Annotated in this window: 22 protein-coding genes and 2 tRNA genes; 5 read left to right on the forward strand and 19 right to left on the reverse strand. The window is 29.8% G+C overall.

Annotation, left to right across the window (positions count from 1 at the left end; all coding sequences use genetic code 11):
* Positions 1 to 44: 44 nt before the first annotated feature.
* The 4 genes from CRN98_RS13910 to CRN98_RS13925 all read right to left on the reverse strand — a co-directional run bounded on the left by CRN98_RS13910 (position 45) and on the right by CRN98_RS13925 (position 1,505).
* Positions 45 to 118 (reverse strand) — tRNA-Gly (locus tag CRN98_RS13910).
* A 7-nt stretch (positions 119 to 125) separates the two neighbouring features.
* Positions 126 to 201 (reverse strand) — tRNA-Pro (locus CRN98_RS13915).
* 219 nt (positions 202 to 420) lie between these two features.
* Entirely contained in the window at positions 421 to 894 is a 474-nt protein-coding gene (locus tag CRN98_RS13920) for a metallophosphoesterase family protein (RefSeq protein ID WP_097028035.1), read from the reverse strand.
* A 5-nt stretch (positions 895 to 899) separates the two neighbouring features.
* Positions 900 to 1,505: an XTP/dITP diphosphatase gene (locus CRN98_RS13925; protein ID WP_097028036.1), complete on the reverse strand. Its 606-nt coding sequence runs from the start codon at positions 1,503 to 1,505 to the stop codon at positions 900 to 902.
* 160 nt (positions 1,506 to 1,665) lie between these two features.
* Between CRN98_RS13925 and CRN98_RS13930 the strand changes: the two genes are divergently transcribed.
* Both CRN98_RS13930 and CRN98_RS13935 read left to right on the forward strand, forming a co-directional pair.
* A complete protein-coding gene (locus CRN98_RS13930) occupies positions 1,666 to 3,066 on the forward strand; it encodes a hypothetical protein (protein ID WP_143331303.1) in 1,401 nt (466 codons plus the stop codon).
* A 126-nt stretch (positions 3,067 to 3,192) separates the two neighbouring features.
* On the forward strand, positions 3,193 to 3,351 hold the full coding sequence (locus CRN98_RS13935; RefSeq protein ID WP_097028038.1) for a hydroxymyristoyl-ACP dehydratase: 159 nt from the start codon (positions 3,193 to 3,195) through the stop codon (positions 3,349 to 3,351).
* Between the two features lie 10 nt (positions 3,352 to 3,361).
* On the opposite strand, the gene CRN98_RS13940 is transcribed toward CRN98_RS13935, so the two are convergent.
* Together CRN98_RS13940 and CRN98_RS13945 are read right to left on the reverse strand one after the other, a co-directional pair.
* Positions 3,362 to 4,891, reverse strand: a complete 1,530-nt coding sequence (locus CRN98_RS13940) for an ABC transporter substrate-binding protein (RefSeq protein WP_097028039.1) — start codon at positions 4,889 to 4,891, stop codon at positions 3,362 to 3,364.
* A gap of 78 nt (positions 4,892 to 4,969) precedes the next feature.
* Positions 4,970 to 5,449: a hypothetical protein gene (locus CRN98_RS13945; RefSeq protein WP_097028040.1), complete on the reverse strand. Its 480-nt coding sequence runs from the start codon at positions 5,447 to 5,449 to the stop codon at positions 4,970 to 4,972.
* Positions 5,450 to 5,585: 136 nt separating this feature from the next.
* On the opposite strand from CRN98_RS13945, the gene CRN98_RS13950 reads away from it, so the two are divergent.
* Complete coding sequence (locus CRN98_RS13950) at positions 5,586 to 5,804, forward strand: hypothetical protein (RefSeq protein ID WP_097028041.1); 219 nt, start codon at positions 5,586 to 5,588, stop codon at positions 5,802 to 5,804.
* A gap of 37 nt (positions 5,805 to 5,841) precedes the next feature.
* Here the strand turns inward: CRN98_RS13950 and gatB are convergent, their stop codons facing one another.
* The 6 genes from gatB to pcrA form a co-directional block, all read right to left on the reverse strand.
* Positions 5,842 to 7,272, reverse strand: a complete 1,431-nt coding sequence (gene gatB, locus CRN98_RS13955) for an Asp-tRNA(Asn)/Glu-tRNA(Gln) amidotransferase subunit GatB (RefSeq protein ID WP_097028042.1) — start codon at positions 7,270 to 7,272, stop codon at positions 5,842 to 5,844.
* Between the two features lie 103 nt (positions 7,273 to 7,375).
* Positions 7,376 to 8,833, reverse strand: a complete 1,458-nt coding sequence (gene gatA, locus CRN98_RS13960; protein ID WP_097028043.1) for an Asp-tRNA(Asn)/Glu-tRNA(Gln) amidotransferase subunit GatA — start codon at positions 8,831 to 8,833, stop codon at positions 7,376 to 7,378.
* A 32-nt stretch (positions 8,834 to 8,865) separates the two neighbouring features.
* Positions 8,866 to 9,156, reverse strand: a complete 291-nt coding sequence (gene gatC / locus CRN98_RS13965) for an Asp-tRNA(Asn)/Glu-tRNA(Gln) amidotransferase subunit GatC (RefSeq protein WP_097028044.1) — start codon at positions 9,154 to 9,156, stop codon at positions 8,866 to 8,868.
* Between the two features lie 125 nt (positions 9,157 to 9,281).
* Positions 9,282 to 9,551, reverse strand: coding sequence for a hypothetical protein (locus tag CRN98_RS13970; RefSeq protein WP_097028045.1), 270 nt, complete (start codon positions 9,549 to 9,551; stop codon positions 9,282 to 9,284).
* 43 nt (positions 9,552 to 9,594) lie between these two features.
* A complete protein-coding gene (gene ligA, locus CRN98_RS13975; protein WP_097028046.1) occupies positions 9,595 to 11,604 on the reverse strand; it encodes an NAD-dependent DNA ligase LigA in 2,010 nt (669 codons plus the stop codon).
* A 14-nt stretch (positions 11,605 to 11,618) separates the two neighbouring features.
* A complete protein-coding gene (gene pcrA / locus CRN98_RS13980) occupies positions 11,619 to 13,850 on the reverse strand; it encodes a DNA helicase PcrA (RefSeq protein ID WP_097028047.1) in 2,232 nt (743 codons plus the stop codon).
* A 297-nt stretch (positions 13,851 to 14,147) separates the two neighbouring features.
* Here pcrA and CRN98_RS13985 point away from each other — a divergent pair, with 297 nt between their 5' ends.
* Together CRN98_RS13985 and CRN98_RS13990 are read left to right on the forward strand one after the other, a co-directional pair.
* Positions 14,148 to 14,501, forward strand: coding sequence for an SH3 domain-containing protein (locus CRN98_RS13985; protein ID WP_097028048.1), 354 nt, complete (start codon positions 14,148 to 14,150; stop codon positions 14,499 to 14,501).
* 165 nt (positions 14,502 to 14,666) lie between these two features.
* Positions 14,667 to 15,665, forward strand: coding sequence for a M28 family peptidase (locus tag CRN98_RS13990; protein WP_179632161.1), 999 nt, complete (start codon positions 14,667 to 14,669; stop codon positions 15,663 to 15,665).
* 164 nt (positions 15,666 to 15,829) lie between these two features.
* Here CRN98_RS13990 and CRN98_RS13995 read toward each other — a convergent pair whose 3' ends face one another.
* The 7 genes from CRN98_RS13995 to CRN98_RS14025 all read right to left on the reverse strand — a co-directional run bounded on the left by CRN98_RS13995 (position 15,830) and on the right by CRN98_RS14025 (position 24,664).
* Entirely contained in the window at positions 15,830 to 17,047 is a 1,218-nt protein-coding gene (locus CRN98_RS13995; protein ID WP_207653598.1) for a M20 metallopeptidase family protein, read from the reverse strand.
* 167 nt (positions 17,048 to 17,214) lie between these two features.
* Positions 17,215 to 18,738 carry an AbgT family transporter gene (locus CRN98_RS14000; RefSeq protein ID WP_097028050.1) on the reverse strand — a complete coding sequence of 508 codons (1,524 nt, stop codon included), beginning with the start codon at positions 18,736 to 18,738 and terminating at the stop codon, positions 17,215 to 17,217.
* A gap of 65 nt (positions 18,739 to 18,803) precedes the next feature.
* Positions 18,804 to 20,126 (reverse strand): amidohydrolase, encoded by a 1,323-nt coding sequence (locus tag CRN98_RS14005; protein ID WP_097028051.1) that lies wholly within the window; start codon positions 20,124 to 20,126, stop codon positions 18,804 to 18,806.
* A gap of 314 nt (positions 20,127 to 20,440) precedes the next feature.
* The gene (locus tag CRN98_RS14010) at positions 20,441 to 20,749 is read right to left on the reverse strand and encodes a YerC/YecD family TrpR-related protein (protein WP_097028052.1); all 309 of its coding nucleotides are present in this window, start codon (positions 20,747 to 20,749) and stop codon (positions 20,441 to 20,443) included.
* Positions 20,750 to 21,112: 363 nt separating this feature from the next.
* Positions 21,113 to 21,829 (reverse strand): pseudouridine synthase, encoded by a 717-nt coding sequence (locus tag CRN98_RS14015; RefSeq protein WP_097028053.1) that lies wholly within the window; start codon positions 21,827 to 21,829, stop codon positions 21,113 to 21,115.
* A 164-nt stretch (positions 21,830 to 21,993) separates the two neighbouring features.
* The gene (locus CRN98_RS14020; protein WP_097028054.1) at positions 21,994 to 22,650 is read right to left on the reverse strand and encodes a lytic transglycosylase domain-containing protein; all 657 of its coding nucleotides are present in this window, start codon (positions 22,648 to 22,650) and stop codon (positions 21,994 to 21,996) included.
* Positions 22,651 to 22,663: 13 nt separating this feature from the next.
* On the reverse strand, positions 22,664 to 24,664 hold the full coding sequence (locus CRN98_RS14025) for a triple tyrosine motif-containing protein (RefSeq protein WP_097028055.1): 2,001 nt from the start codon (positions 24,662 to 24,664) through the stop codon (positions 22,664 to 22,666).
* Positions 24,665 to 24,799: the final 135 nt, after the last annotated feature.

Here is a 24,799-nt window from a genome sequence, read left to right on the forward strand (position 1 = left end):
TTAGAAGGGCGTTGCTCTATCCAGCTGAGCTAAAGACGCATATTTGGAGCGGGTGAAGGGAATCGAACCCTCGTAACTAGCTTGGAAGGCTAGCACTCTACCATTGAGTTACACCCGCAGGTTAATGGTCGGGGTGACAGGGATTGAACCTGCGACCTCATGGTCCCAAACCACGCGCGCTCCCATCTGCGCTACACCCCGATATTCTTCAGAAGCTTTCGTTTGTTTCGCTCGCTCCTGACAACATAAATTATTCTACATGATAATCTTAAATCCGTCAACACCTTTTTTAAAGTTTTTTTATGTTTTTTTATAAAACTTTACTTTAAGTGCATTGCATCTCAGTTATATCAATGATTTCTAGCTTTAAATAAATCGAAATATTTTTAAACAAATGCTCACTTTTAATAAAATCAAGTCTTATTTTATAGCTCTTATACTAGCATTTATTTTATTACCTTCTAATTCTATTACTGCCACACTATTAAATCCGTCTCTAGCAACAGCTGGGCTCCCGGGATTCACAAACCATATACCCTCTTCATATATTATTTGAGATATATGAGTATGCCCAAATAAAACTACTTCTACTCCAAGCTCTAATGCTTTAAACTTCAATCTGGTTAAGCTATGTTTTACATCATAATAATGCCCATGAGTTATCAAGAACTTATGACCTTCTATATCCGTTACTATATCTGCAGGTACACTTGTAGAATAATCGCAATTTCCCTTTACGTTTATTATTTCTCCACTATAGTATCTTTTAAAATCCTTCACATCCTGAATATTATCACCTAAATGAATAAGCATATCTATATTTTGAAGTTTTTCCATAACTCTTTCTATAATCCATGTATGCCTATGTGTATCACTTACAACTCCTATCAGCAATTTTTTTATTCCTCCTGTAAATATTCCTTAAAAGCATCTTCTAGTTTACTTAAAGCCTGTGCTCTATGACTTATAGTATTTTTTATAGTTGAGCTAAGCTCACCAAAAGTTTTTCCATATTGAGGTATATAAAATACTGGATCATATCCAAATCCCTCATGCCCTTTAAGTTCTTCAGCAACTACACCATGAACTTCCCCTTGTACTTTAATCACAGTATTCTTATTTATGAAAAGTACCATAGCACATACAAATTTAGCTTTCCTATTTTGCTTTCCTTCCATTAATTTTAGTAGCTTCTCATTATTTTTCTTATCATTGCCATGTTCTCCTGCAAATCTAGCTGAAAAAACCCCAGGAGCTCCATCTAAGGCGTCTACAGCTATTCCTGAATCATCTGCTAGTACCATAGCTCCTCCTTTTAGCATATCAAATATTACCTGTGCCTTTTTACAAGCATTTTCCATAAAAGTAATCCCATCTTCTTCCACATCAACATCAATATTTGCTTCTCTTAGTGAAATTACTTCTATATTTAACTTTGACAGTATATCTTTTATTTCACTTATTTTATGTTTATTATTACTCGCAACAACTAATTTTCTATTCATTTAATGAAATTCACCACCTATTCAAATTACATAATTGCTACTATATTCTTCATTTTACCTACATATAAATTAAATGTCCACAGTTTAAAATAAATAATCAACATTTCGTACTTTCCTTCATATTATTTATATAAGGATTAATTTTAGAGTAGGTGTTAAATTGAGGTATATGGGACCATTCCTTAGAATTAATAGTTTAACCGAAGAAAATATTAAAAATCAACTATTTCACTTATCAAAAGAAGCTATGAAACATATCGTTTTAAACACTGGAGGAGGACTTACAACTTCACGCAAGGACTTTAGGATAAAAGACCTTCATCAGAGCGAACTCAGTTTAATTAAAGGTTCATATCCACTTATATGTATATATAGAAAAGCTGAACCTAAAATAAGCCCAGACAATAAATCTCTTTGGGACATTAAAAAATTAAAAAAAGAAGTATTAATACCTTCTAATGCGTTTATGTCTTTAGCACTTTTAGAACTATCAGATTATTATTCTAAATTTAAAGATCTAGATGAACATAAGTATTCTTATTGTGGTTTGTATGCAAAGCTTACTAAAAAGCAACTTCAATTTTATTATTCTTATTTAAGGAATGATGCTGGAGTATTCGTAGATAAAATTAATATAGCAGCGGAAGATGAAAATGATTTAAAATTTGAGAATAAATGTGCTGAATTTAAGTTCTCTGATCAAAGCTTTTTGATGACTGCTTTTTATAAAGCTTCTCTTTATGAAGATAAAGAGAGTGAAGAATTTAAAAACTTTTCACTAGATATTTTAAATATGTTTAAACACTATAAAGATGAATTATACAAATTAAGCATGGATGAAATAATAAAATTAGCCTTAGCATTTAATATAATGTACGAATATTATAAAGATGAAGATGTAAAATGTATACTATTAGATTTATTAGAACTTATCCAAGAAAACTATGAAGAATCTATGCTATTGCAAAGGAGACATAAACTTGAAAATCAATGCTTGTGTTCTCTTAACTATATATTATTTTATAAAAATACAGGCATATTAAAATTTAAAGACTTATATAGAAATATATATGACAGCATTTTAAATCTCTATAATAAAGATCTAAGTTTATTTATAAAGGATGCAGATAAAGATAAAATGGTTTACTCTGCAGAAGATATCAACTTATATATAATGTCTTTGCTTCCTTATAACAAATTTTTTACCGAAGGAGATTCTAATTCAAAATCAGATGAAAATCACATCTTAATTAATGTATTTAAAAAACAATTAGTTGAATCAGGAATAATATTAAGTTGGCCTGAAGCCCCATCTTTAGATGATAGAGAAAGGTATAATAAATTTTCATTAAATAGTGAAGATTTACTTGATGAGGATAACTTTAAAATGAATTCAATACCAACACCTGAAAGTATAGAATTATCACCTGTATTCTCAAAAGAAGTAAAATTTAGTGAAAGAAAAGGTATATTTAAAACTCCAAAGTATTCATTTTATAGTGAAAAAAACATGTTTATATTTTTCTTATATATATTTTTAAAAAATCATGGGGCATTTTAAAATTTTATGGCAATTAAGTAATTATTTTTATAAAATATTTTATATATAAATACACATACTAAAATTACCCTACAGTACAATTAATTTTCCTCTTATTAACCACCCTTTGTATAGGAGGTAAGAACTATGATGAACATAAATTGTTCTGAAAACTGTATGTATGGACGAGACGGGATATGTACTTTTAATACTATACTTAGTGCCTCCACCAGTGTAATTACCAATGGAAAATGCGGCTATTACACTGAAAAGGAATCTTCAAAAAAAGCTTCTCCTATAAATTAGGAGGAGCTTTTTAAATGATACTTTTATTTATTAAAAGTTCTTCAAAATTTATATATGATTTATAGTTTAATTTTAATCCTTCTATATATTTGTTTTTATAAACATATATATTATTTGAATATAAGGGGATTACAGGAATATCTTCTTCTAATATTTCAAAACATTTATTTTGTATTTCATTTTGTTTTTTAGTATCTTTATTTGTCTTAAGTAAATTTACATATCCATTATACAAAGAATTATTATACTTTGAATAATTAAAAGGATTATTATGAGTAAATTTTTCAAATATATTCAGGGCATTATCATACTCTTTATCATACTTTATAAGAGTCATATCATATTCACCATTATTTATATATTTTAAAAAGTCCCTCTCACTACATTCTTTTAATTCTATAGTTATATCCGAATTTTTTTCTATATTGGCTTTTAAATAATTTGCCACTTTTTTATCTTCTGCCGTATCCTTAAATATAAATTTAAACGTTGATTTAGGATTTAGTTCTATATTATTTTCATTATTTTTAGTGTCATTTTTAACCTTATTTTCTCCTAAATTCATAAACCCATTTATAGGTGTAGTTTCATCCTTCAATAGTTCATTATAAATTTTTTCTTTATCTAAGACTTGTTTTATAACTTCTCTCACCTTATATGGCACTCTATTTTCTTTTACATTAAATACTAAATATTGAAACTTATACTCTTCATTCTTTAAAGGTTCTTCTAGTATATTACCTATATTATTTAAATATTGGCTTTTAAACAAATCAACCTTTCCCAATTGAAGATCTACAAGTGCTTCTTCATCATTTTCAACCTTAATGACTTTTATCTTATTACTTGGCGTGATTCCCCAATATTTTTCATTAGCCACCAAGTTTATTTCATCACCATTTACACTTTTTATTATATATTGTCCTGAATATTTTAGATTAGAATATTCAGTTTCCCAATGATTAATTTTATTATCCAATTCTCTTAATCCATATAATGGATTCGCAAGTAATTCTATAAAAAAGCTACATGGATTATTAAGTTTTATTTGAAGAATATTATCTTCTATACTGCTTATAGCTACATTACTAAAATCCACCTTGCCATTTTTATAAGCTTCTGCTCCAGATATGCAAAATAGTTCATAGGCTAAAGGATTATCAGTATTTTTATTTAAAAGTTCAGAAAAAAATATTTTAAATTTTTCTGCAGTTATAATTTCTCCATTACTGAATCGTGCATCCTTTCTTATATAAAATTTATATGTAGTTTTATCTTTACTTACTTCCCATCTTTCTGCGATAGCTGGAATTATATTTCCTTCATCATCTTTTTTTACAAGTCCTTGAAAAATAGAATTTAGCATTTCTAATGAATTATCGTCATAAATAGCTCTCATATTTAAATTTTTAGGGAACTCAGTCATAGCATAGGTTATATACTCCTTATTTAACACACTTTGATTAAAACTTTGTTTTTTTTCTATACATCCATTTAATAAAACACATATTGTTATAGCTACTGCTATAATTTTTTTCATTTTACTCTCTCCTTTACTTAGCAATAATAATTATTACCAAAGTAAAAAAAAATAAACTAAATCTATATTTTGTTTATTTCAAGAAATAGGTAAATATCTATAAAATTTAAAATTATTCTCCTTTAAATCATTACAAATATCTCCTGTAAATCCTACTTGATGTCTTATAAACGTATATCTATCTATAAGCTTTATATTTCTATGAACAACTAAAGTAGGACTTTTTATTATTTTATTATCAAATATACCCATAGTTATAAATATAGACTTTTTAGCATTATATTTTAGTGCCTGTGTTAAAAAACATTCAAATATTTCCTCAAATATCATTTTTTCTTTAGAAAAATTTAAAAAAACACTATCTTCTTTTACACTTAAATACATCATAAGTGCTTCATTATTTTTAAGAACAACATGATATTGTATATTATTTTCCCAACATACCTTAACTAAACTATGAAATATTTTATCTATACTTAGTTTATTGAGCATTGAAAGGGCCTTATTTTCCTCTGCTTTTATTAACTTAAAGTAAGCTTTATAAAATTTATCCCTCATTCATTTCTCCTAAATATTGATTATTAATATTATATGAACGAGGTGAATATTAATTTCCTAAATAAGTTACTATAGGTTATAATTTATTTTTATGGTATAATTATTACAAGTTTTCATCTATTGGAGGGAAATTTATATGATTTTAGCATTAGAAATACTTGCTATAATATCCATGTGCATATTAATATTTGTAGTTGTATGGGGATTTGTAACATTACAGCAGGTATATAATCAATTAAAATATAAAAATTACTTGCTGGAAAAGTTAAATGTACATATGCATAATTTATGTCAAAAATTTAATGTTCCTGATTCATCTAAAGACTTACAAACTCAAGAAGAAGTTAATAAATAAATAAAAAAAATTCCCCAATTATATGGGGAATTTTTTATTAAGCTTTGCTTACTTCTTCACTTACAAGTTTATTTACTATTTGAGGATTTGCTTTACCCTTAGTTTCCTTCATTACAAGACCTACTAAGAAGCCTATCGCTCTCGTTTTACCATTTTTAAAATCTTCTATAGATTGAGGATTATTTGCTATTATCTTTCTAACTACTTCAAGTATAGCTCCCTCATCATTATTTTGTACTAGTCCCTTTTCTTCCACTATGATCTTTGGAGACTTTCCTGTTTCAAACATTTCTTCTATAACTTTTTTACCTATATTATTTGAAATAGTTCCTGCACCTATAAGCTTTATAAGTTCTGCTAAATGTTCTGGAGTAAACTTAACTTCTGCTATGGTTATAGCTTTTTCATTTATTATTCTTGAAATATCACCCATAAGCCAATTAGAAGTTGCCTTAGCATCATTAGATAGCTTTACGGTACTCTCAAAAAACTCTGCCATAGCTGTAGTTAACGTAAGAACTGATGCATCATATTTTGGAATGCCATATTCCTTAACAAATCTCTCTTGCTTTTCATGCGGAAGCTCAGGTATTGTTTTTCTAACCTGTTCTATCCACTCATCAGATATATTAAGAGTTACTAAATCTCCTTCTGGGAAATATCTATAGTCATTTGCTTGCTCTTTATTTCTCATAACTATAGTTATATTATTTGCTTCATCCCATCTTCTTGTTTCTGGCTCAATTTTTTCTCCATTTTTATTGGCTTCAATTTGTCTATCATATTCATATCTTAGAGCTTTTTCAAGAGCTTTAAATGAATTCATATTTTTTATTTCAACTCTAGTGCCGAATACACTGCTGCCTTTTGGCATAACAGATATGTTTCCATCACATCTTAAAGAACCTTCTTCCATTTTACAATCAGATACTTCAATGGAGGATAATATACTTCGAAGTTTTTGAAGATATAAAGTTGCTTCTTCTGGTGTCTTAATATCAGGTTTTGATACTATTTCTATAAGAGGCACTCCTGCTCTATTATAATCTACTAATGTCCCATTGTCTGTATGAAGTAACTTACCTGCATCTTCTTCCATATGTATTCTTTCAATACCTATTTTTTTCTTTTCTCCACTCTCAAGCTCTATTTCTATATACCCATCTCTACATATTGGAACTTCATCTTGAGTTATCTGATAGTTCTTAGGGCAGTCTGGATAAAAATAATTTTTTCTGTCCATTCTGCTTACTTGATTTATAGAACAATCGAGAGCCAATCCTGCCTTTATAGCACAATCCACTACCTTTTTATTTAACTGTGGTAGTGAACCTGGAAGCCCTAAACATACAGGACATACATGAGTATTTGATTTTCCACCAAACTCAGTTGTACATCCGCAATATATTTTAGTCTTTGTAGAAAGTTCTGCATGAACTTCAAGACCTATTACCGCTTCAAATTCCATCTATCTCTTCACTCCTTTTCACTTTTCACTTCTCAAAAGTCAGCTAGCTAGTAAACTTTGAAATCTAACTATTAACTATTATACATTAACTATTAACTATTAACTAAATACTTGGCTTCATAGTATGCCAGCTAGTTGATTGTTCAAAACTATATGCTAAATTAAATAATATATCTTCTCTATAGTAATTACTTATTATTTGAAGTCCTACTGGTAATCCATTCACCATTCCACATGGTATTGAAATAGCTGGAAGACCTGCTACACTTACAGGCACAGTATATACATCAGATAAATACATCTCCATAACATTATTTGATTTTTCTCCTATTTTGAATGCAGGTGTTGGAGAAGTTGGACATACTATTGCATCAAACTCTTTAAAAACTCTTTCATAATCTTGTTTTATTAAATTTCTAACCTTTAATGCCTTTTTATAATAAGCATCATAATACCCTGCTGATAAAACATAAGTTCCAAGCATTATTCTTCTCTTTACCTCTGATCCAAATCCTTCATCTCTGGATTTAAAGTAAATATCTACAGCATTTTTTGAATTTTCTGTTCTGTAACCATATCTTATTCCATCAAATCTTGCAAGGTTTGATGAAGCTTCTGCACTAGAAATTATATAATAAGCTGCAAGAGCATAGTCGGTTAAAGGAAGTGAACATTCTTTTACATCTGCTCCATTTTCCTTTAGTACCTTTATAGCGTCTTCTACAGTTTTTCTTACTTCAGCGTTAAGTCCTTCCGCAAAAAATTCCTTTGGAATACCTATTTTTTTGCCCTTCAAATCCTTAGATAAAGCTTTAGTATAATCAACAATTTCTATAGGAGCTGTAGTAAAGTCTCTTTTATCTAATCCTGAAATATTTTGAGCTAAGAGCGCAGAATCTTCCACATCCCTTGAAAGTATTCCAACTTGATCTAATGTGGAACCAAAAGCCACTGCCCCATACCTAGATATTCTTCCATAGGTAGGTTTTAGTCCAACTACTCCACATAAAGCTGCTGGCTGTCTAACTGAACCACCAGTATCTGTTCCAAGAGCTAGCGGTGCCTCAAATCCTGAAACACAAGCTGCAGAACCACCTGAAGAACCTCCTGGTACCATATCTGTATTCCAAGGATTTCTTACTGGCTTATATGCACTGTTTTCATTTGAAGAACCCATTGCAAACTCATCCATATTTAATTTTCCAAGTATTATTCCATCTTGCCTCTTTATCTTTTCTATAACATGAGCATCATAAGGAGCCTTATATCCTTCAAGTATTTTAGATGCACAAGTATTTTGCATACCTTTTACACTTATGTTATCTTTTATAGCTACAGGAATCCCTGCAAGGCTCTTAAGCTCTTCTCCACTAGCTATTTTATTATCTAATTCTTTTGCCTTATTTAAAGCTTCTTCTCCTGCTACATATAAATATGCTCCTAAAGTAAAATCAACTTTTTCTATTCTATTTAAGTAACTATGTACTACTTCTTCAACTTTTACTTCTTTAGTTTTAATTTTATCTTTCAGCTCATGGGCTGTAAGATTATATATTTCCATTATATCTGTTCCCTCCCTTTAAAATGCAATCTTTAGTTTTCTATTACATTTGGAACCTTTATATACTCCTCTAAACTTTCTGGAGCATTATTCATTACATCTTCTATATTCATAGATTCCTCTACTTCGTCTTCTCTAAATTTATTTTCGATATAATATGGATTAACTATAATATCAGTGTTATCTGTATCTAATTCATTTAGCTTTTCCATATAGTTTAAAACATTATTCAAATCCACAAGAAGACCTTCTTTTTCCTCTTCTGTAAGTTCTATTCTAGCTAACTCTGCTACATATTCCACATCTTTTTTAGAAACAGCCATTTACATTCCCTCTCTTTCTATATTAAATTTTTTTAAACTCTTATATTGTATCATAAAAAATACAAATTATATACCATATAACATTTTAAGCCAACCTCATACATTATATACAAGGTCGGCTTAAATTATTGTACATTCATAAATATAAAAAATATACTGCCTGCAGCAAAAACTATACATATTAAAGGATATACCTTATTTGTCAATCCACTTTTAAAATCTATAAGTTTTATACTCCATACTATCATTGTAAAAAAAATACACCATTGCAAAGTATAATAACCATAAAAATACTTTATATAAACAAATTGATAAGTTGTTAGTATTGTAAGTATTAATGCTAGAGTAGTTATTAAAACAAGTCCCCATCCTAACACATCTACTGCTCTCCTCATTTTATTGTCCTCCAGTTTCTCTCATATACCTTCTCTAATATACCTACTTTTCTATAAGTTTTTCAAATTCTTCTTCATTAAGTATCTTTATTCCAAGTTCAACAGCCTTATCGTACTTTGATCCTGCATCTTCACCTGCAAGTACGTAATCTGTTTTTTTACTGACACTACCAGATACCTTTGCTCCTAAAACTTCTAGCTTTTCTTTTATTTCATTTCTACTATACTTTTTTAAAACTCCTGTAACCACTACTGTTTTATTTGTAAATACACTTTCTTCTGTTACTTCCAAATCATCTGATATAGGCTCTATTCCAAGATTTAATAATTCTTCAATACTCTTTATTATTTTCTCTTGATTAAAAAAATCTATTACACTTTTTGCAACTATATCCCCTATATCTTCTACGGATATAAGCTCTTCAAAGTTTGCATCAATTATGTTTTTTAAATTTTTAAATTTTTTTACTAAGTCCTTTGCAGTCTTTTTCCCTACATTTGGGATACCTAATGCATATATAAATGAAGATAATTCTGGTTTTTTACTTTTTTCTAATGCATTTATTATATTTTGAGCCTTCTTTTCTCCAAACTTTTCTAAAGTAAGTAATTCTTCCTTAGTTATTCTATATAAATCAGCAATTGATTTTATATTAAGTTTTTCAAAAAATTGCTCTGCAGTTTTTTCACTAAAACCTTCTATGTTCATTCCTTCACGATTTGCAAAGTGAACTATACTCTTCACCATTTGAGGCTTACAAGATAATGTGTTCTCACAAAAATAATGTACACCTTCTTGTATAAGCTCACTGCCACAATATGGACACTTACTTGGGGGTTCTATTTCCTTTCCATTAGGCAAAGTTTCTTCTACAACTCCCATTATTTCAGGTATTACATCATTTGATCTTCTAATAAATACATCGCAACCTATTTTAACACCTTTTCTCTTTATATCATCCATATTATTTAATGTAGCTCTTTTTATAGTTGCTCCTGCAAGTTCTACAGGCTTCAGCAATGCTGTAGGAGTTACTCTCCCGCTTCTGCCTACATTCCATTCCACATCTAATAGTGCAGTTGAAGCTTCTTCTGCTTCAAATTTATAAGCTATTGCCCATTTAGGAAATTTAATAGTGTATCCTAAAACTTCTCTTGTTTTAACATCATCGATTGCAGTAACTATTCCATCTATGTCATAGTCTAAATCATTTCTAATACTTTCTATGTAAGCTATTTCTTCTTGAATTTCATCTATATTTTTACAAGCCTTCATATAGTCATCCATAGGAAGTCCCATCTTTTTAATGAAATTCATCATTTCGGTATAGCTTTTAAAAGGTTTTCCCTCATTATATCCTACATCATAGAAAAAAGCTGAAAGATTTCTTCTAGCAGTCTCCCTTATGTCTAAATTTCTTAATGCTCCTGCTGCTCCATTTCTTAAATTCTTTAATGGAGTTGAAGCTTCTTTATTATACTCGTTAAAAGCATCCTTAGTCATTATAGCTTCTCCATGAACTTCAATCAAGCTATAATTATCTATTTTTAATGGTAATGTTTTGATAGTCTTGGCCTGAAAAGTTATATCTTCTCCAACTTCACCAGTACCTCTAGTTGCAGCTTTAGATAACACTCCAAGTTCATTATAAGTACAATTTATACTAAGGCCATCAAATTTTTTTGTAATTATATACGTAAGCTCTGGAAGCTTTTCTTCATGAATTGAATTATAATCATTTACTGCCTTAATATTTTTATTGTGCCACTCCTTTAATTCCTGAAGACTTTGAGCTTTGTCAAGACTCCAAAGTCTTGCCTTATGAGCGTATTTTTGAAATTGAGTAAGTACCACATCTCCAACCCTTTGAGTTGGAGAATATGGTAATATATACATTGTTTCTTTTTCTAGTGCTTTGAGTTTATCATACTTTTTATCGTATTCTTTATCTGATATAGAAGGATTATCTAATACATAGTATTCATAAGCATACCTATTAAGTTCCTCTATAAGTTCTTCTATTTCCTTTTTCTTTAGTTCAAGACTTTCCATACCTTAGCCCTCCTCTAAACTGCCTCTAAAGGAGCTACACTTAACATCAATATTTTAACTCCCATTCTATCAAATGCAATGGTTAATTTTACATCTTCTCCACTTTTAACTGCACTTACTATAGTTCCTATTCCAAACTTACCATGTTTTACCTTTTTACCTGGAGTTGCATCAATTTGAGTTAACTTACTACTATTAGATTCAATAGCAGCCTCCTTTTGAATATTTTGCCTAGTTATATTAGTATTTACCCCACTTTGATTTCTATTTATATAATTACTACTATCATTCATATATCTATTAAAAGAAGTACGTGGACTTATATCATCTTTTAAATTCATAGGTATTTCCCTTATAAAATCCGACTCCGGATAGTTTACAAATCTTCCAAATACCCTTCTTGAAGATGCTGAAGTCATATAAAGCCTTTCCTTAGCTCTTGTAATACCTACATAACAAAGTCTTCTGGATTCCTCCATCTCTGCTGGATTACTTATGGATTGAGCCCCTGGGAATATTCCATTTTCCATTCCTGCCATAAATACTACATCAAACTCTAATCCCTTAGCACTATGCACTGTCATAAGTACTATAGCATCTACATCTTCACTATAGTTATCCACATCAGATACTAGTGTGACCTGTTCTAAGAAAGCCGATAAACTCTTATCCTCAGATCCACTTTCAAAATCTACTGCAGCAGAAACTAATTCCTTTAAATTTTCAAGTCTAGTTAAATCTTCTATATCATTAGATTTTTGAAGTTCATCAATATACCCTGTAGTTTGTAAAATTTCTTGAATAAGCTTTGATACAGATACTTCATCTTTCTTTCTTATAAAACTATTTATAAGTCCTACAAACTTATTTATAGAAGCAACAGCTCTCGATGAAAGTCCTATATTTTCAGCATCTAATAGCACACTATACATACATTCATCCATATCTACTGCAAACTCTTGAAGTTTCTCAACAGTAGCATCGCCTATACCTCTTTTAGGTACATTTATTATTCTTTTTAAACTTATATCATCTAATGGATTATTTATAAGTCTTAAGTATCCCATTATATCCTTTATTTCTTTTCTATCATAAAATCTAAGTCCACCTACTATTTTATAAGGTATTTTATTTCTTATAAAAACTTCCTCAAATATACGAGATTGAGCATTTGTTCTATAAAGAATAGACATTTGATTGTAACATTTATTTTCATCATCTCTTACTTTCTTTATTTCACTACATATAAATTGTGCCTCATCTATATCAGAATTTGCTCTATATATCTTTATGCTTTCTCCCATACTGCTTTCATTGTATGGTCTAAGGGCTTTATTTTTTCTTTCACTATTATTTTTTATAACTCCATTAGCTGCATATAATATATTTGGAGTTGACCTATAGTTTTGCTCTAATTTTACAACCTTTGCCTCTGGATAATCCTTTTCAAAATCTAATATATTTCTTATGTCAGCACCTCTCCAAGCATATATACATTGATCATCATCACCTACAACGCATATATTTCTATGAGCTGCTGCAAGTAATCTGGTAAGCTCATACTGACATTTATTCGTATCTTGATACTCATCTACCATTATATATTTAAATTTTCTTTGATAAAATTCTAAAACATCAGGATTTTTTCTAAATAATTCAACAGTTTTATATATCAAATCGTCAAAGTCTAACGCATTGTTACTCTTTAACTTCTTTTGATATAAAAGATACACATCTGCTATTTTATTAGTTCTATAATTATCTTCATTTTCCCTTTTAAATTGTTCCGGAGATATAAGATTATCCTTTTGTTCTCCTATTTTATTTATAATTTGCTTATCATCTATATCCTTTTCGTTTATATTTAATTCCTTAATACATTCCTTCATAAGAGTCTTTTGATCATAGCTATCATATATAGCAAAATTTTTGTTATATCCAAGCTTTTCTATTTCTCTTCTAAGTATTTTTACACAAGTAGAGTGAAAAGTGGATATCCACATATTTTCTGCTTCATTTCCAACTATATTCCTTACTCTTTCCTTCATTTCCTTAGCCGCTTTATTTGTAAATGTAATAGCGAGAATTTGTGAAGGATAAACATCTAGATTTTTTATTAAATTTGCAATTCTATATGTAAGCACTCTTGTTTTCCCTGATCCTGCCCCTGCAAGAATAAGCAGTGGCCCATCTACCGTTGATGCCGCTTCGTACTGCTCCTTGTTAAGTAACTTTCTCAAATCCATATAATTCACTCCCAAAATTTATCTTATTAATTCCTGGTTCGTTTTATATTATAACATTTTACTAAGCATTTAATCATATGAATTTTTAATTTCTACTGTCCAATTTTTAATTGTAAAAATTTTGGTGAAAATTATAAAAATTATTACATTAATAAAGTTTATTATATAAAATAATTAATTTTTACTATAAATTGATGAGGAAAAGTTATATTTAAATGTCAGTTTACTACATTATTTTTCACAGCTGTGTGTTAATATGTAACTGTAAAATATTTACTTTATTTTAGAAGGGTTATTATGAATAAAAAACTATTATCATCTTTAATTGCACTTACTATAGTTGGAGGTAATTTTGTTACTTCTAATATTCCAACTAAGGCTGCTACTTTAGAAAATAAAGAAGAACCTGTACTTCAACAAGTCATACAGCGTAGAGCACATTCTATGGTGAGAGTAATAGCTACAAGTGGAGCAAATATTAGATCTGGTGCTGGTAATAATTACTCAATTGTAGCAACTGCTAATTATGGACAATATCTAGATTTTCTTCAAGAAGTGCGTTCAGATTCCTATGGAACCAATTGGTATAAAGTTCAAAAATCCAATGGGGTAGTTGGTTGGATAAGTGGGGATGTTTGCGAAGTTTTATAATATAAATTCAATTATATCTTTCAACGACTAATATGAAAATAAAAAACTATTAAGTTAGGCTCATTTAAACTTAATAGTTTTTTTGTTTTGAGGTAATCCTTAATTTATAATTTTTCTATTAATTGAATAACATAAATACTATAAGCTATTTTTATGGAGGTCATTATGTTCAAAAAAATAAAATTAATTATATCAACAATATTAATACTTGCTCTGTTATTAGCTGGATGTACCAATAAAACCAAACAACTAACTATTGAAAACCAAAAAAACACTAATGAAATTAAACAATTAAATATTCCTAACTCAAGAGAAATAATACAAAATTTATGCTCTGATGAACTTGAAGGTAGACTTTTGGGAAGCGATGGAAATAAGCTTGCAGAAGAATATATTTATAATTTATTTTCTCTACTTAAACTAGAACCAGTTTTTGACGATAGTTATTATGCTCCTTATACTTATAAAACCACCGCAGAGCATGATACTAGAATTACTTTTGATAAGCAAGCTAATAACTTAGTTGGTAAAATAACTGGAACAAATAATAAGAATGCACTTATTATTTCAGCACATCTGGATCATATCGGCATAAGAAACGGAAAAATCATCAAAGGTGCTATTGATAATGCTTCGGGAGTTGCAGTTCTAATTAATTTAGCTGATGAATTAAAAAAGCAGTCAAATAAAATTAAATTTGATTATGACATCGTTTTTGCTGTATTCAATGGTGAAGAAGTTGGAATGACTGGAAGCAAAAGCTTCGTTTCACAAATAGGTAAAATTTATGATAACTTTTATAATATAAATATCGATTCAGTAGGCTATAAAAATACTAGTAGTGTCGTACTAAATAATAGTTTTAACAATTTAAGAGGATTATCAAATAATAATGACTTCAATAAATTATATACTAACCTTAAAATTCATTTTGAAAATAACAACCTGACTATCTCAAGAAAAAAATTGCCCTACCTAGGGAGCGACGATTATAGCTTCCAAGAAAAAGGTTATCCAGCCATAGGAATAATTGAAGAAAATGTTAAAGATATAATTCATACTCCAAATGATACTCCAGAAATGATAGATTACTCTAGATTGGAATTGATAAAAAAATCAATTTATAGTTTCATTATTAACTCTGGAGATTGTTTATTTAAATAAAAACTAAAAGTCAAAAGGACTTTGCATTGCAAAATCCTTTTGACTTGTTTGTATATATTTACTTATCATTATTTCAAATAAACTTACAAACTAAGAATTAGATATTGGAGATTAGCGACTAGCGATTTTCTCCTATTTACTAGCATCTTGAACCTTGCCCCTAGTTACTTATCCCCGCCTACTAACTTCAGCGCTGCTGCACACATTGCCTTAATTCCCACAGGTATAACTCTTTCATCACAAATAAAATTAGGATTATGCACTATGCAGGAGTTTTCATTTATTTCAGACTTACATCCTACCCACATAAATGTACAAGGAACATGCTTATTAAAGAAAGAGAAATCTTCTGCTCCTGTAGCTGGTCTTTCAGGTATCACTACATTTTTTTCTCCTATATACTCTCTAAGTCCCTCAATAACTTCTCTAGTAAGTTCTTCATCATTATAAGTCAGCGGATATCCTAGTACATATTTAAATTCATAATCACATCCTAAAGCCTGACATATATTCTTTATTACATTTTCAATTCTACCAGGCATCATGCCCGCTACTTCTGGTGCAAAGGTTCTTACAGTTCCCTCTATTTCTACTCCATCCGGTATTACATTATATCTATATCCACCTCTTATAACTCCAAGGGTTACCACTGCACTATCTAGCGGATTTACATTTCTGCTTACTATAGTTTGAAGAGCTGTAATAACATGTCCCGCAGCAACTATCGCATCCGCTCCCTGATGAGGTGCTGAACCATGAGCACTTTTCCCTTTAACCTTTATAAATATTCTATCAGATTGAGCCATCATAACTCCAGTTTTAAGTGCCACCTTTCCCACTGGAATATCCCATACATGAAGTGCTACTGCTGCATCTACTTTAGGATTTTGAAGCACCCCATCCTCTATCATATAATTTGCACCACCTGTTGGATTGCATTCCTCTGCAGGTTGAAACACAAATTTTATATTCCCCTTTATTTCATCCTTCATTTGAGATAACACCTTAGCTGCTCCTATCAAAATGGAAGTATGAACATCATGACCACAAGCATGCATTACTCCGGTAACCTGTGATTTAAATGGAATATCTGTTTGCTCCTCTATAGGAAGTGCATCCATATCTGCTCTTAAAAGAAGTGTTTTTCCACTTTCTTTTCCCCTTAAAAGTGCCACCACTCCAGTTTTTCCTACTCCTGTTTCAATTTCAAGCCCTAATCCTTTAAGATTTTCCTCTACTATTTTAGCCGTTTTATGTTCATTCATTCCAAGTTCAGGATGCTTATGAATTTCTCTTCTTATATTAATTATCTCTTCAGTAATATTCTCTATCATGGAATCAATCTGCAAATTCATCCTAGAACTTGCATCTAAATTTATCATATATAATCCCCCCGTTATAATAATCCTTATTTTCCAGTTCTCAATCTCTAGCCTCAAATCCTCAATTCCTAATGCTTAAATCAGTAATCGAGTACTAGGAAATTTTTAACATTTTTAATAGCTATTATTAACTCCCGACTAGAGATTGAAAAAAATTGTATTATATATTATTTTATACTTACTCCAGGTCCTATTGGTAAGCCCAGTCCATACCATGCCATTGCAAATACAATCCATACAACTAACATTATCAAACTATAAGGCATAGCTGTTGATAAAACTGTTCCTACTCCTGCATCTTCATCATATTCATTTACAAAACCTAATACGATTGGGAAATATGGGAATAGAGGTGATATGATATTAGTAGTTGAATCACCTATTCTATAAAATAATTGTGTTACTGCTGGATGGTAACCAAGCATATAAAACATTGGAACAAATATTGGTGCAAGTAATGCCCATTTTGCTGAACCACTACCTATAAATAAGTTGATAAATGCAGTAAGAAGTATAAATAATACGAATAATGGAATACCTGTTAAATTAGCCGCCTTTAATGCATTAGCTCCATTTACAGCTAAAATATAACCTAAGTTACTCCAATTAAAGTATGCTATAAATTGTCCTATAACAAATACAAGTACAATATAAGATGCCATATCTTTTATAGCTACAGCCATATATTTAGGAATATCTGCAGAGGTCTTTATTTTTCCTACCTCTCTTCCGTATATTACAGAGACTAGCACAAATAAGAATAGTAGTAATGGAATTATTGAATTTAAAAATGGGGATGGGATAAGTCCATGAGTTTTAGGATTTCTTAATAATCCGTTCTTTGGAACTACCGCAATAAGTACTATAGCTATATATATAAGCGCAGCAATTCCAGCTTTCTTAAGTCCTCTTTTTTCTTCAGGTGTTGAAGGTTTATTTTCAACTTGTTTCTTTCCTGTATATTTTCCAAGTCTTGGTTCCACAATCTTTTCTGAAACTAAGGTGCATATAATTGCAAGTACGAAAGTTGATACAAACATAAAATACCAGTTATCTACAGCTGTTACAGATATATTTTTATTTACTAAATGAACTGCTTCTGTGGAAATACCTGCAAGTAATGCATCAGTACCAGCTACCATTAAGTTTGCACTAAATCCTGCTGTAGTGGCAGCATAGCCAAGAGCAATACCTGCTACTGGATGCCTTCCCATAGACGCAAATATAACTGCAGCTATAGGTGGGATTATTACAATAGCTGCATCTGATGCTATATTTCCACATATACCAATTACAGCAATTGCAAATGTTATTACTTTAGGAGAGGCTCCCATTATAGTTTCTTTCATAAAAGTTCCCATAAAGCCTACATGTTCCGCAAGTCCAATACCAAGTGTCATAGTAAGAACAAGTCCAAGTGGTGCAAATCCTGTAAAGTTTTTAATCATGCTTTCTAGCATAAATACTATGCCTTCTCTTGATAAGAGATTTTTGGCAACAACAGGTTTATTTGTTACAGGGTCCATTACTTGAACACCAGTCATTCCGCAAATTACAGATATAATCCATATTAATATAATAAGCCCTATGAATAGCATAAATGGATGAGGTATTTTATTTCCTACCCTTTCTACCCAGCCTAAGAATCCCCCCGTTTTTTGAACGGTCTTTACATTTTTATTAGTTTGCATAATCCCCCTCCTAACACAATTAAAGATTTATTAATTAAGGCTCAACAAACAATATTGATAAATAATTAATTCCCCTCCTTTTCATAAAGCTTTAAGACAGTAGTAGCATAAACCTTTACAGCTACTTTTAAAACCTCTTCATTAAAATCAAATCCATTATTGTGATGATCTGCTGCCCTTTCTGTGCCAAACATTAAATAAACTGCTTTCCCCTTATTTTGTTGAACCTTATTCATCATATAAGTTGCGTCTTCTGAGCCTGATAAACTTGTATATTCTACTATATTAGTTATATCTGAAACTTCATTTGATGCCTCTTTTACTAATAAGGATAATTCCTTGTCACTATATCCACTCTCTGCCTTTCCTGCTAAAGTAACCTCACAAGTTACATCATACATATTTGCTGCACTTTCAAGTATTTTTATTGCTCTTTGTGTAATATATTCATTTATTTCAGTAGTTTCCCCCCTAGTTTCTATTTTCATTTCTGCTCTATCTGGTACTACATTTCTTCCTGTACCTGCTTTTAAGACTCCTACATTTATTCTAGCTGTGCCATCTCCATGCTGACATAAAGTGTGTAAATTTAATGCCGCTGTAGCTGCTGCAAGTAATGCATTTTTCCCCTTTTCAGGGGTAGCTCCTGCATGAGTTGCTCTTCCTTTATAATACACATCAAGCTTTGTTGTGGATAGGAATCCTCCTGTATTTACAACGAGTTCTCCTAATTTTCCAGACTTAAATCCTATATGCCCAGTAAATAAATAATTTACATTATCTAAAATTCCTTTGTTAACCATAGAGTAAGCTCCTCTAGTGCCTTCTTCAGCTGGTTGAAATACAAATAAAATCTTCCCCTTTAATTGTTCCTTTATATTATTCATTGCTTTTGCTAATACTAATCCTATAGCAGCATGTCCATCATGACCGCAAGCATGCATATTACCTTCATTTATTGAAGCAAATCCTTCATTTGTAGGTCTATGATTTATATCATCACTTTCTATTCCCTCTAAAGAATCTATATCAAATCTAAATGCAATAGTTTCCCCTTCTTTTTTTGTATCTAATATTCCAACTACTCCTGTTGCTCCATTTTTCATTAAATTTAAATATTCTTCCTTTGCTCCTTGGGAAAGAGCCCTCTTTTTATATTCTTCTAACCTTTCTTTACTAGGGACTCCCATCATAGAGTTTATATCTATAACCTCTTCTCCTATTTTCACTTCTAATCCAACATCCTTCAAATAATCTGCTATTTTTGATGCAGTTCTAAATTCAGTCCATCCACTTTCTGCATATTTATGAAAATCTCTTCTTAAACTTATTAATTCGTCCAAAGACAAATCTATGTTTTTAAATAAATTATTTTTTAAATCCTTCATTTTTACCAACCTCTTTTAACATTTTAATCTTTGTTTATATATATATGTATATTCTGTTACCCTTCAATAATTCATTCCATTTTTTCAAGTTTTTATAATTTATATCATTATACATATACAACTAACAATCATTATAATTTCATATGTTTTAATATTTTTATAATTTTAGATAAAAAAAATACCAAGAAGTTTTTTAGGGACTATAAATAAGGTGCTAGATGCTAGGAATTGTAGAAATTTTGCGTATGTAAAATTTCTATAATTTCTAACTCCTAACACCTAAATCCTTAATCCTAAAAACTGCTTAGCATTTTTTAAGCTTCTTCTTTTTCCTCAAGTCTTTTTAATACTATTTTATAACCTTCGCTTCCATAATTTAAGCATCTATTTACTCTGCTTATGGTTGCAGTACTTGCTCCTGTTGCCGCTGATATATCCTGATAAGTTCTCTTTTCTTTTAACATCTTTGCCACTTGTAATCTTTGACTAAGAACTTGTATTTCATTTATAGTACAAATGTCATCAAACAATCTATAACACTCTTCCCTGGTCTCCAAGCTTAAAATGGCTTTACATAAAAAATCCATTTCTTTACTCTCAACTTTTGAACTAAAATTTCCCATGATTTTCAGCTCCTTATTCATAATTAAAATATTTTCTTATGTAATTTATAAAAATATATAATTTCGCTATAAATCAACATACCTTGATTTATTTAATGTGTTCTCTCTATTATAGCACATATATGATAAATTTTATCGTTTACATTGCATAATTTGTAAAAATCTTTGATAATATTTATTATTTTCAAAAAAATAAAACAACCCATTGGGGCATGGGTTGTTTTTTAATAAATAAAAGGGGGCTATTCATTCTTTTATTTATTCTTGCATAACTAATTATATAAGAATACTAATTTAAATTCAAGTGATATTTGAAAATTTGATTTTAAAATTTTTGTTAAATGAAATAAAAACCTTCAATTTTTATATATCTTTAAGCGTTTCTAATTCTTCTGATGTAAGTTCTCTATATTCTCCTTCCATAAGTTCAGTATCCAAAGATAAATTACCAAACTTAACTCTCTTTAAATAAACTACTTCCTTTCCCCTAGCCTGAAACATCCTTTTTACTTGGTGGAATTTCCCTTCTTGTATAGTTATATAAACTTTGGAGCCATCTTCATTTGCGTCTACTATTTCAAGTTTTGCAGGAAGACATTTATAGTCATCATCTAAAATTATACCCTTTTTAAAAGCCTCAATATCTCCTTCATTCACTTCTTTATCTATTTCGGCATAATACACCTTATCTACATGCCACTTAGGAGAAATTAATTTGTGATTTAACTCTCCATCATTGGTAATAAGAAGTAATCCTACAGTATCTTTATCTAGTCTTCCTACTGGGAATGGTTTAAACACCTGATAATCTATATCTAATAAATCTATTACCGTTTCATCACGATTATCAAAGGTAGCTGAAATGACTCCATCAGGCTTATTCATCATAATGTATATGTACTTTCTATATAAAAGTTCCTCTCCGTTTACCTTTACAATGCTTTTTTCTGGATCTATACTCATTGAGGAGTCTTTAACTATTTCTCCATCTACTTCTACTCTCCCATTTTTTACTAATGATTTTACTTCTTTTCTACTTCCAAATCCTAAGTTAGCAAGTATTTTATCTAATCTTTCCACTATTTTTCCTCCCTCATTTTTAAATACAAAATTAATATACCATTTATCTTATATATTTTACCACCATTTTCTCTTGTAATTCTTTAAAATATAAAAAGTCAGCTTGAGGCTGACCTTTTATCTAAAATTATTAACTATCATCTATTAATTATTACACATACCCATTATTTCCCGTAGTTTTTCATAACATATTGTATAAACTCTCTGGATTCATAAGGTAACTTATGTATATCTTCTTTACTCTTTACCCCTAATTTTTCTACAGTACCCGTTCCCGCACTATATCCTGCTAAAGCTAGCTCTTTACTATTCCCATAGGTATCTAAAAGATTTTTAAGAAGCTTTGTCCCACCCATGACATTGTCTTCTATCTCATAAGGATTTTCAACTCCCATAGCCTTAGCCGTTCCTGGCATCAGCTGCATCAATCCCATTGCACCAGCTGAAGATGTTACGTTTGGTTTAAATCTTGATTCGTGATAAATGATTGTATTTATCAGTTCCTTATCTATACCATATTTTTTAGAAGCCTTTTCCACAGCTTCCTCTATCCTTGCATCATCACTTTTCATACTAGAACTTATGTCTTTTATAGCAGCTGTAACTCTTTCTTGTCCTCCATATCCAAGACTTTGTCCTTGTTCATCTGTAAGCCCTAGATTAGCAAAATCTATATTGCCATTTGAATCCATCATAGCCTCAGTAATACTTTGCATCACTATTTCAAAAGCTGGCGAATCCCCCATTGCTTCCTTAAACATTTGTGTCATAAGCTGCATTTGATAAAACTGCTCTACTTTTTTATTGTCATCTATATTCATCCTCATATCACCTCTAAATAATAAATTCTAAAATAGCATAGTCTTCATAAGCACACTTCTTATAATTGCTTTTACACAAAGCAAGCACCTTATATTTTCCCTTTTTAAAAGGAACAAAGCTATAATAATTTTTTTTGCAGTAATTTTGAACCTTAAACCATTCATCTTCTTCCATCAAATAAAATTCATATATAGTATCCTTGCCACCTTCATTTTCTGCAGTAACTATAATAGGCTTATTAATTTCCATTTTGCTATCACTGCATTTTATAGTTGTATTAGTAACTGGCAATGCCTGATGAACTGGTATCCTAGCTTCTTTTTTATTATCAAATTCCTTATTACTTAATTTATTTTTAACATACATTTCTACTACATACATGCCACTATGTGGAGCAATAAAGTAATATTCTATGCTTTCTACATAATTTGTTTCTTCAATTTTATGTCCATTTATTTTTAAAACATACTTAAATAATAAATCCTTTGTATTTGTTGATATTATATTAAGTTTTATGGTATCACCAGCAACATAATACTCATTTAAAGGCATTAAAATATAGTCTATATTTGCTGGAAAAAATTCATAGGAATTTATATATATAATTTTATGACTATCATATTCCTTCAAAGAATATTTATCTTTTACCATTACTTCTATTTCAAACTTACCTTCTTCTTGTGGTACAAACTTTATAAAGTTGCAGCTTCCATAATCTATTCTTCCCCTTTCTTGTCCTTCTTTTCTTATTATAAAGCTATACCTTAAAGTAGCGCTGCCAGAAGCATTTACCTCTATTATAACTTCTTCATGCTTTAATATCTCATTTCCCTTATCTATAATAATATTATCTATTTTTATGGGAAGTTTAACTTTTTCATCAACTGTAAAGTAAAACTCCTCTTTTTGTTCATATTCGCCATCAAAAGATGAATCTTTTACCCATAATATAACCTTATATTCTCCTGATTTTTCTGGCTTCCAAGCATAATCATTTAGTCTTATGTAACCTGAATCAGCACTAGAATTTCCATCTATGATATATCTATAAAGAAGTTCATGTCCTCCAGTAACTATTGCTTGAAGTTCAATTTCTGTTTCTACCCGCTGTGGGCTCATTTTATTTGCGGTAAAACTATTTATTTCGATATCCTTATATGGGCGGATATTAAAATTTATTATAGCCCTATCATCATATTCCTTAGGAGAATACATATCCTTTACCATACACATTAATCTATAGTCTCCAGACACTTCTTCAGTGTACGCTACCACTTTTTTCGTGGAATATTCTTGTACACATTTAAATTCTCCATTTTTAGATATCTTTATAAACTTATAAAGTATTACTCTGTCCTTGTCTCCATCGGTATCCACTTCAAATAATAACTCTTCGTTACATATTCTCTCGCTAGTTATACACCTAAAATTTCTTATTTCTATTTTTTTTAATGGAAGTACGTTAAAATCTACCCTTGTAAAATCATTATATTGCTTAAGAGAATTAACCTCCTTACATTCAACCAATATTTCATGTTTACCAGGATTCTTTATAGTACATTCTAAAAAATTATCTAAAGTATAGTCCTTTATAATTTGCCAATTAAATTCTTCCTTTAGCCAATACCTATACATAATATTATCTTTATTTGAAGTAACATCTACTTTTATTTTTTCTCCAACTTTTATTTCCTTTTTATTTATTTTAAGAGAATCTATTATTTTTTCTTGTGATTTACCTATTATAAAATCACTTCTTGATAAATATTCAAAAGGTTTTATACTGTCTTTTACTTTAGCTTGTACCATTATAGTGTACTTTCCATCTTCTTTTGGTACCCATTTTATATTGTTTTTATAATCAAAATCTCTTAATACTTCCCATATACCATTACATCCTACAAAAAATTTATATAATAAATTATCGTTATCAGATACTTCCGCCTTTATAATTATTTCCTCTTCCCTCTCTCGGGGACTTTCTAAACTAAAGGTGATGGAAATCTCATTCATAATTCATAACCCCCATTTAAACTCTTCCTATTTTATATTATACTATAAGTACCATATTCTGTAATGTGGTTTTTATTTACATATGGATAATTTGGAAAAATATCTGATTTTATCCTAAATTAGTATATCCCAATT

This window comes from Clostridium peptidivorans, assembly GCF_900205925.1.
GTDB lineage: Bacteria > Bacillota > Clostridia > Clostridiales > Clostridiaceae > Clostridium_AK > Clostridium_AK peptidivorans.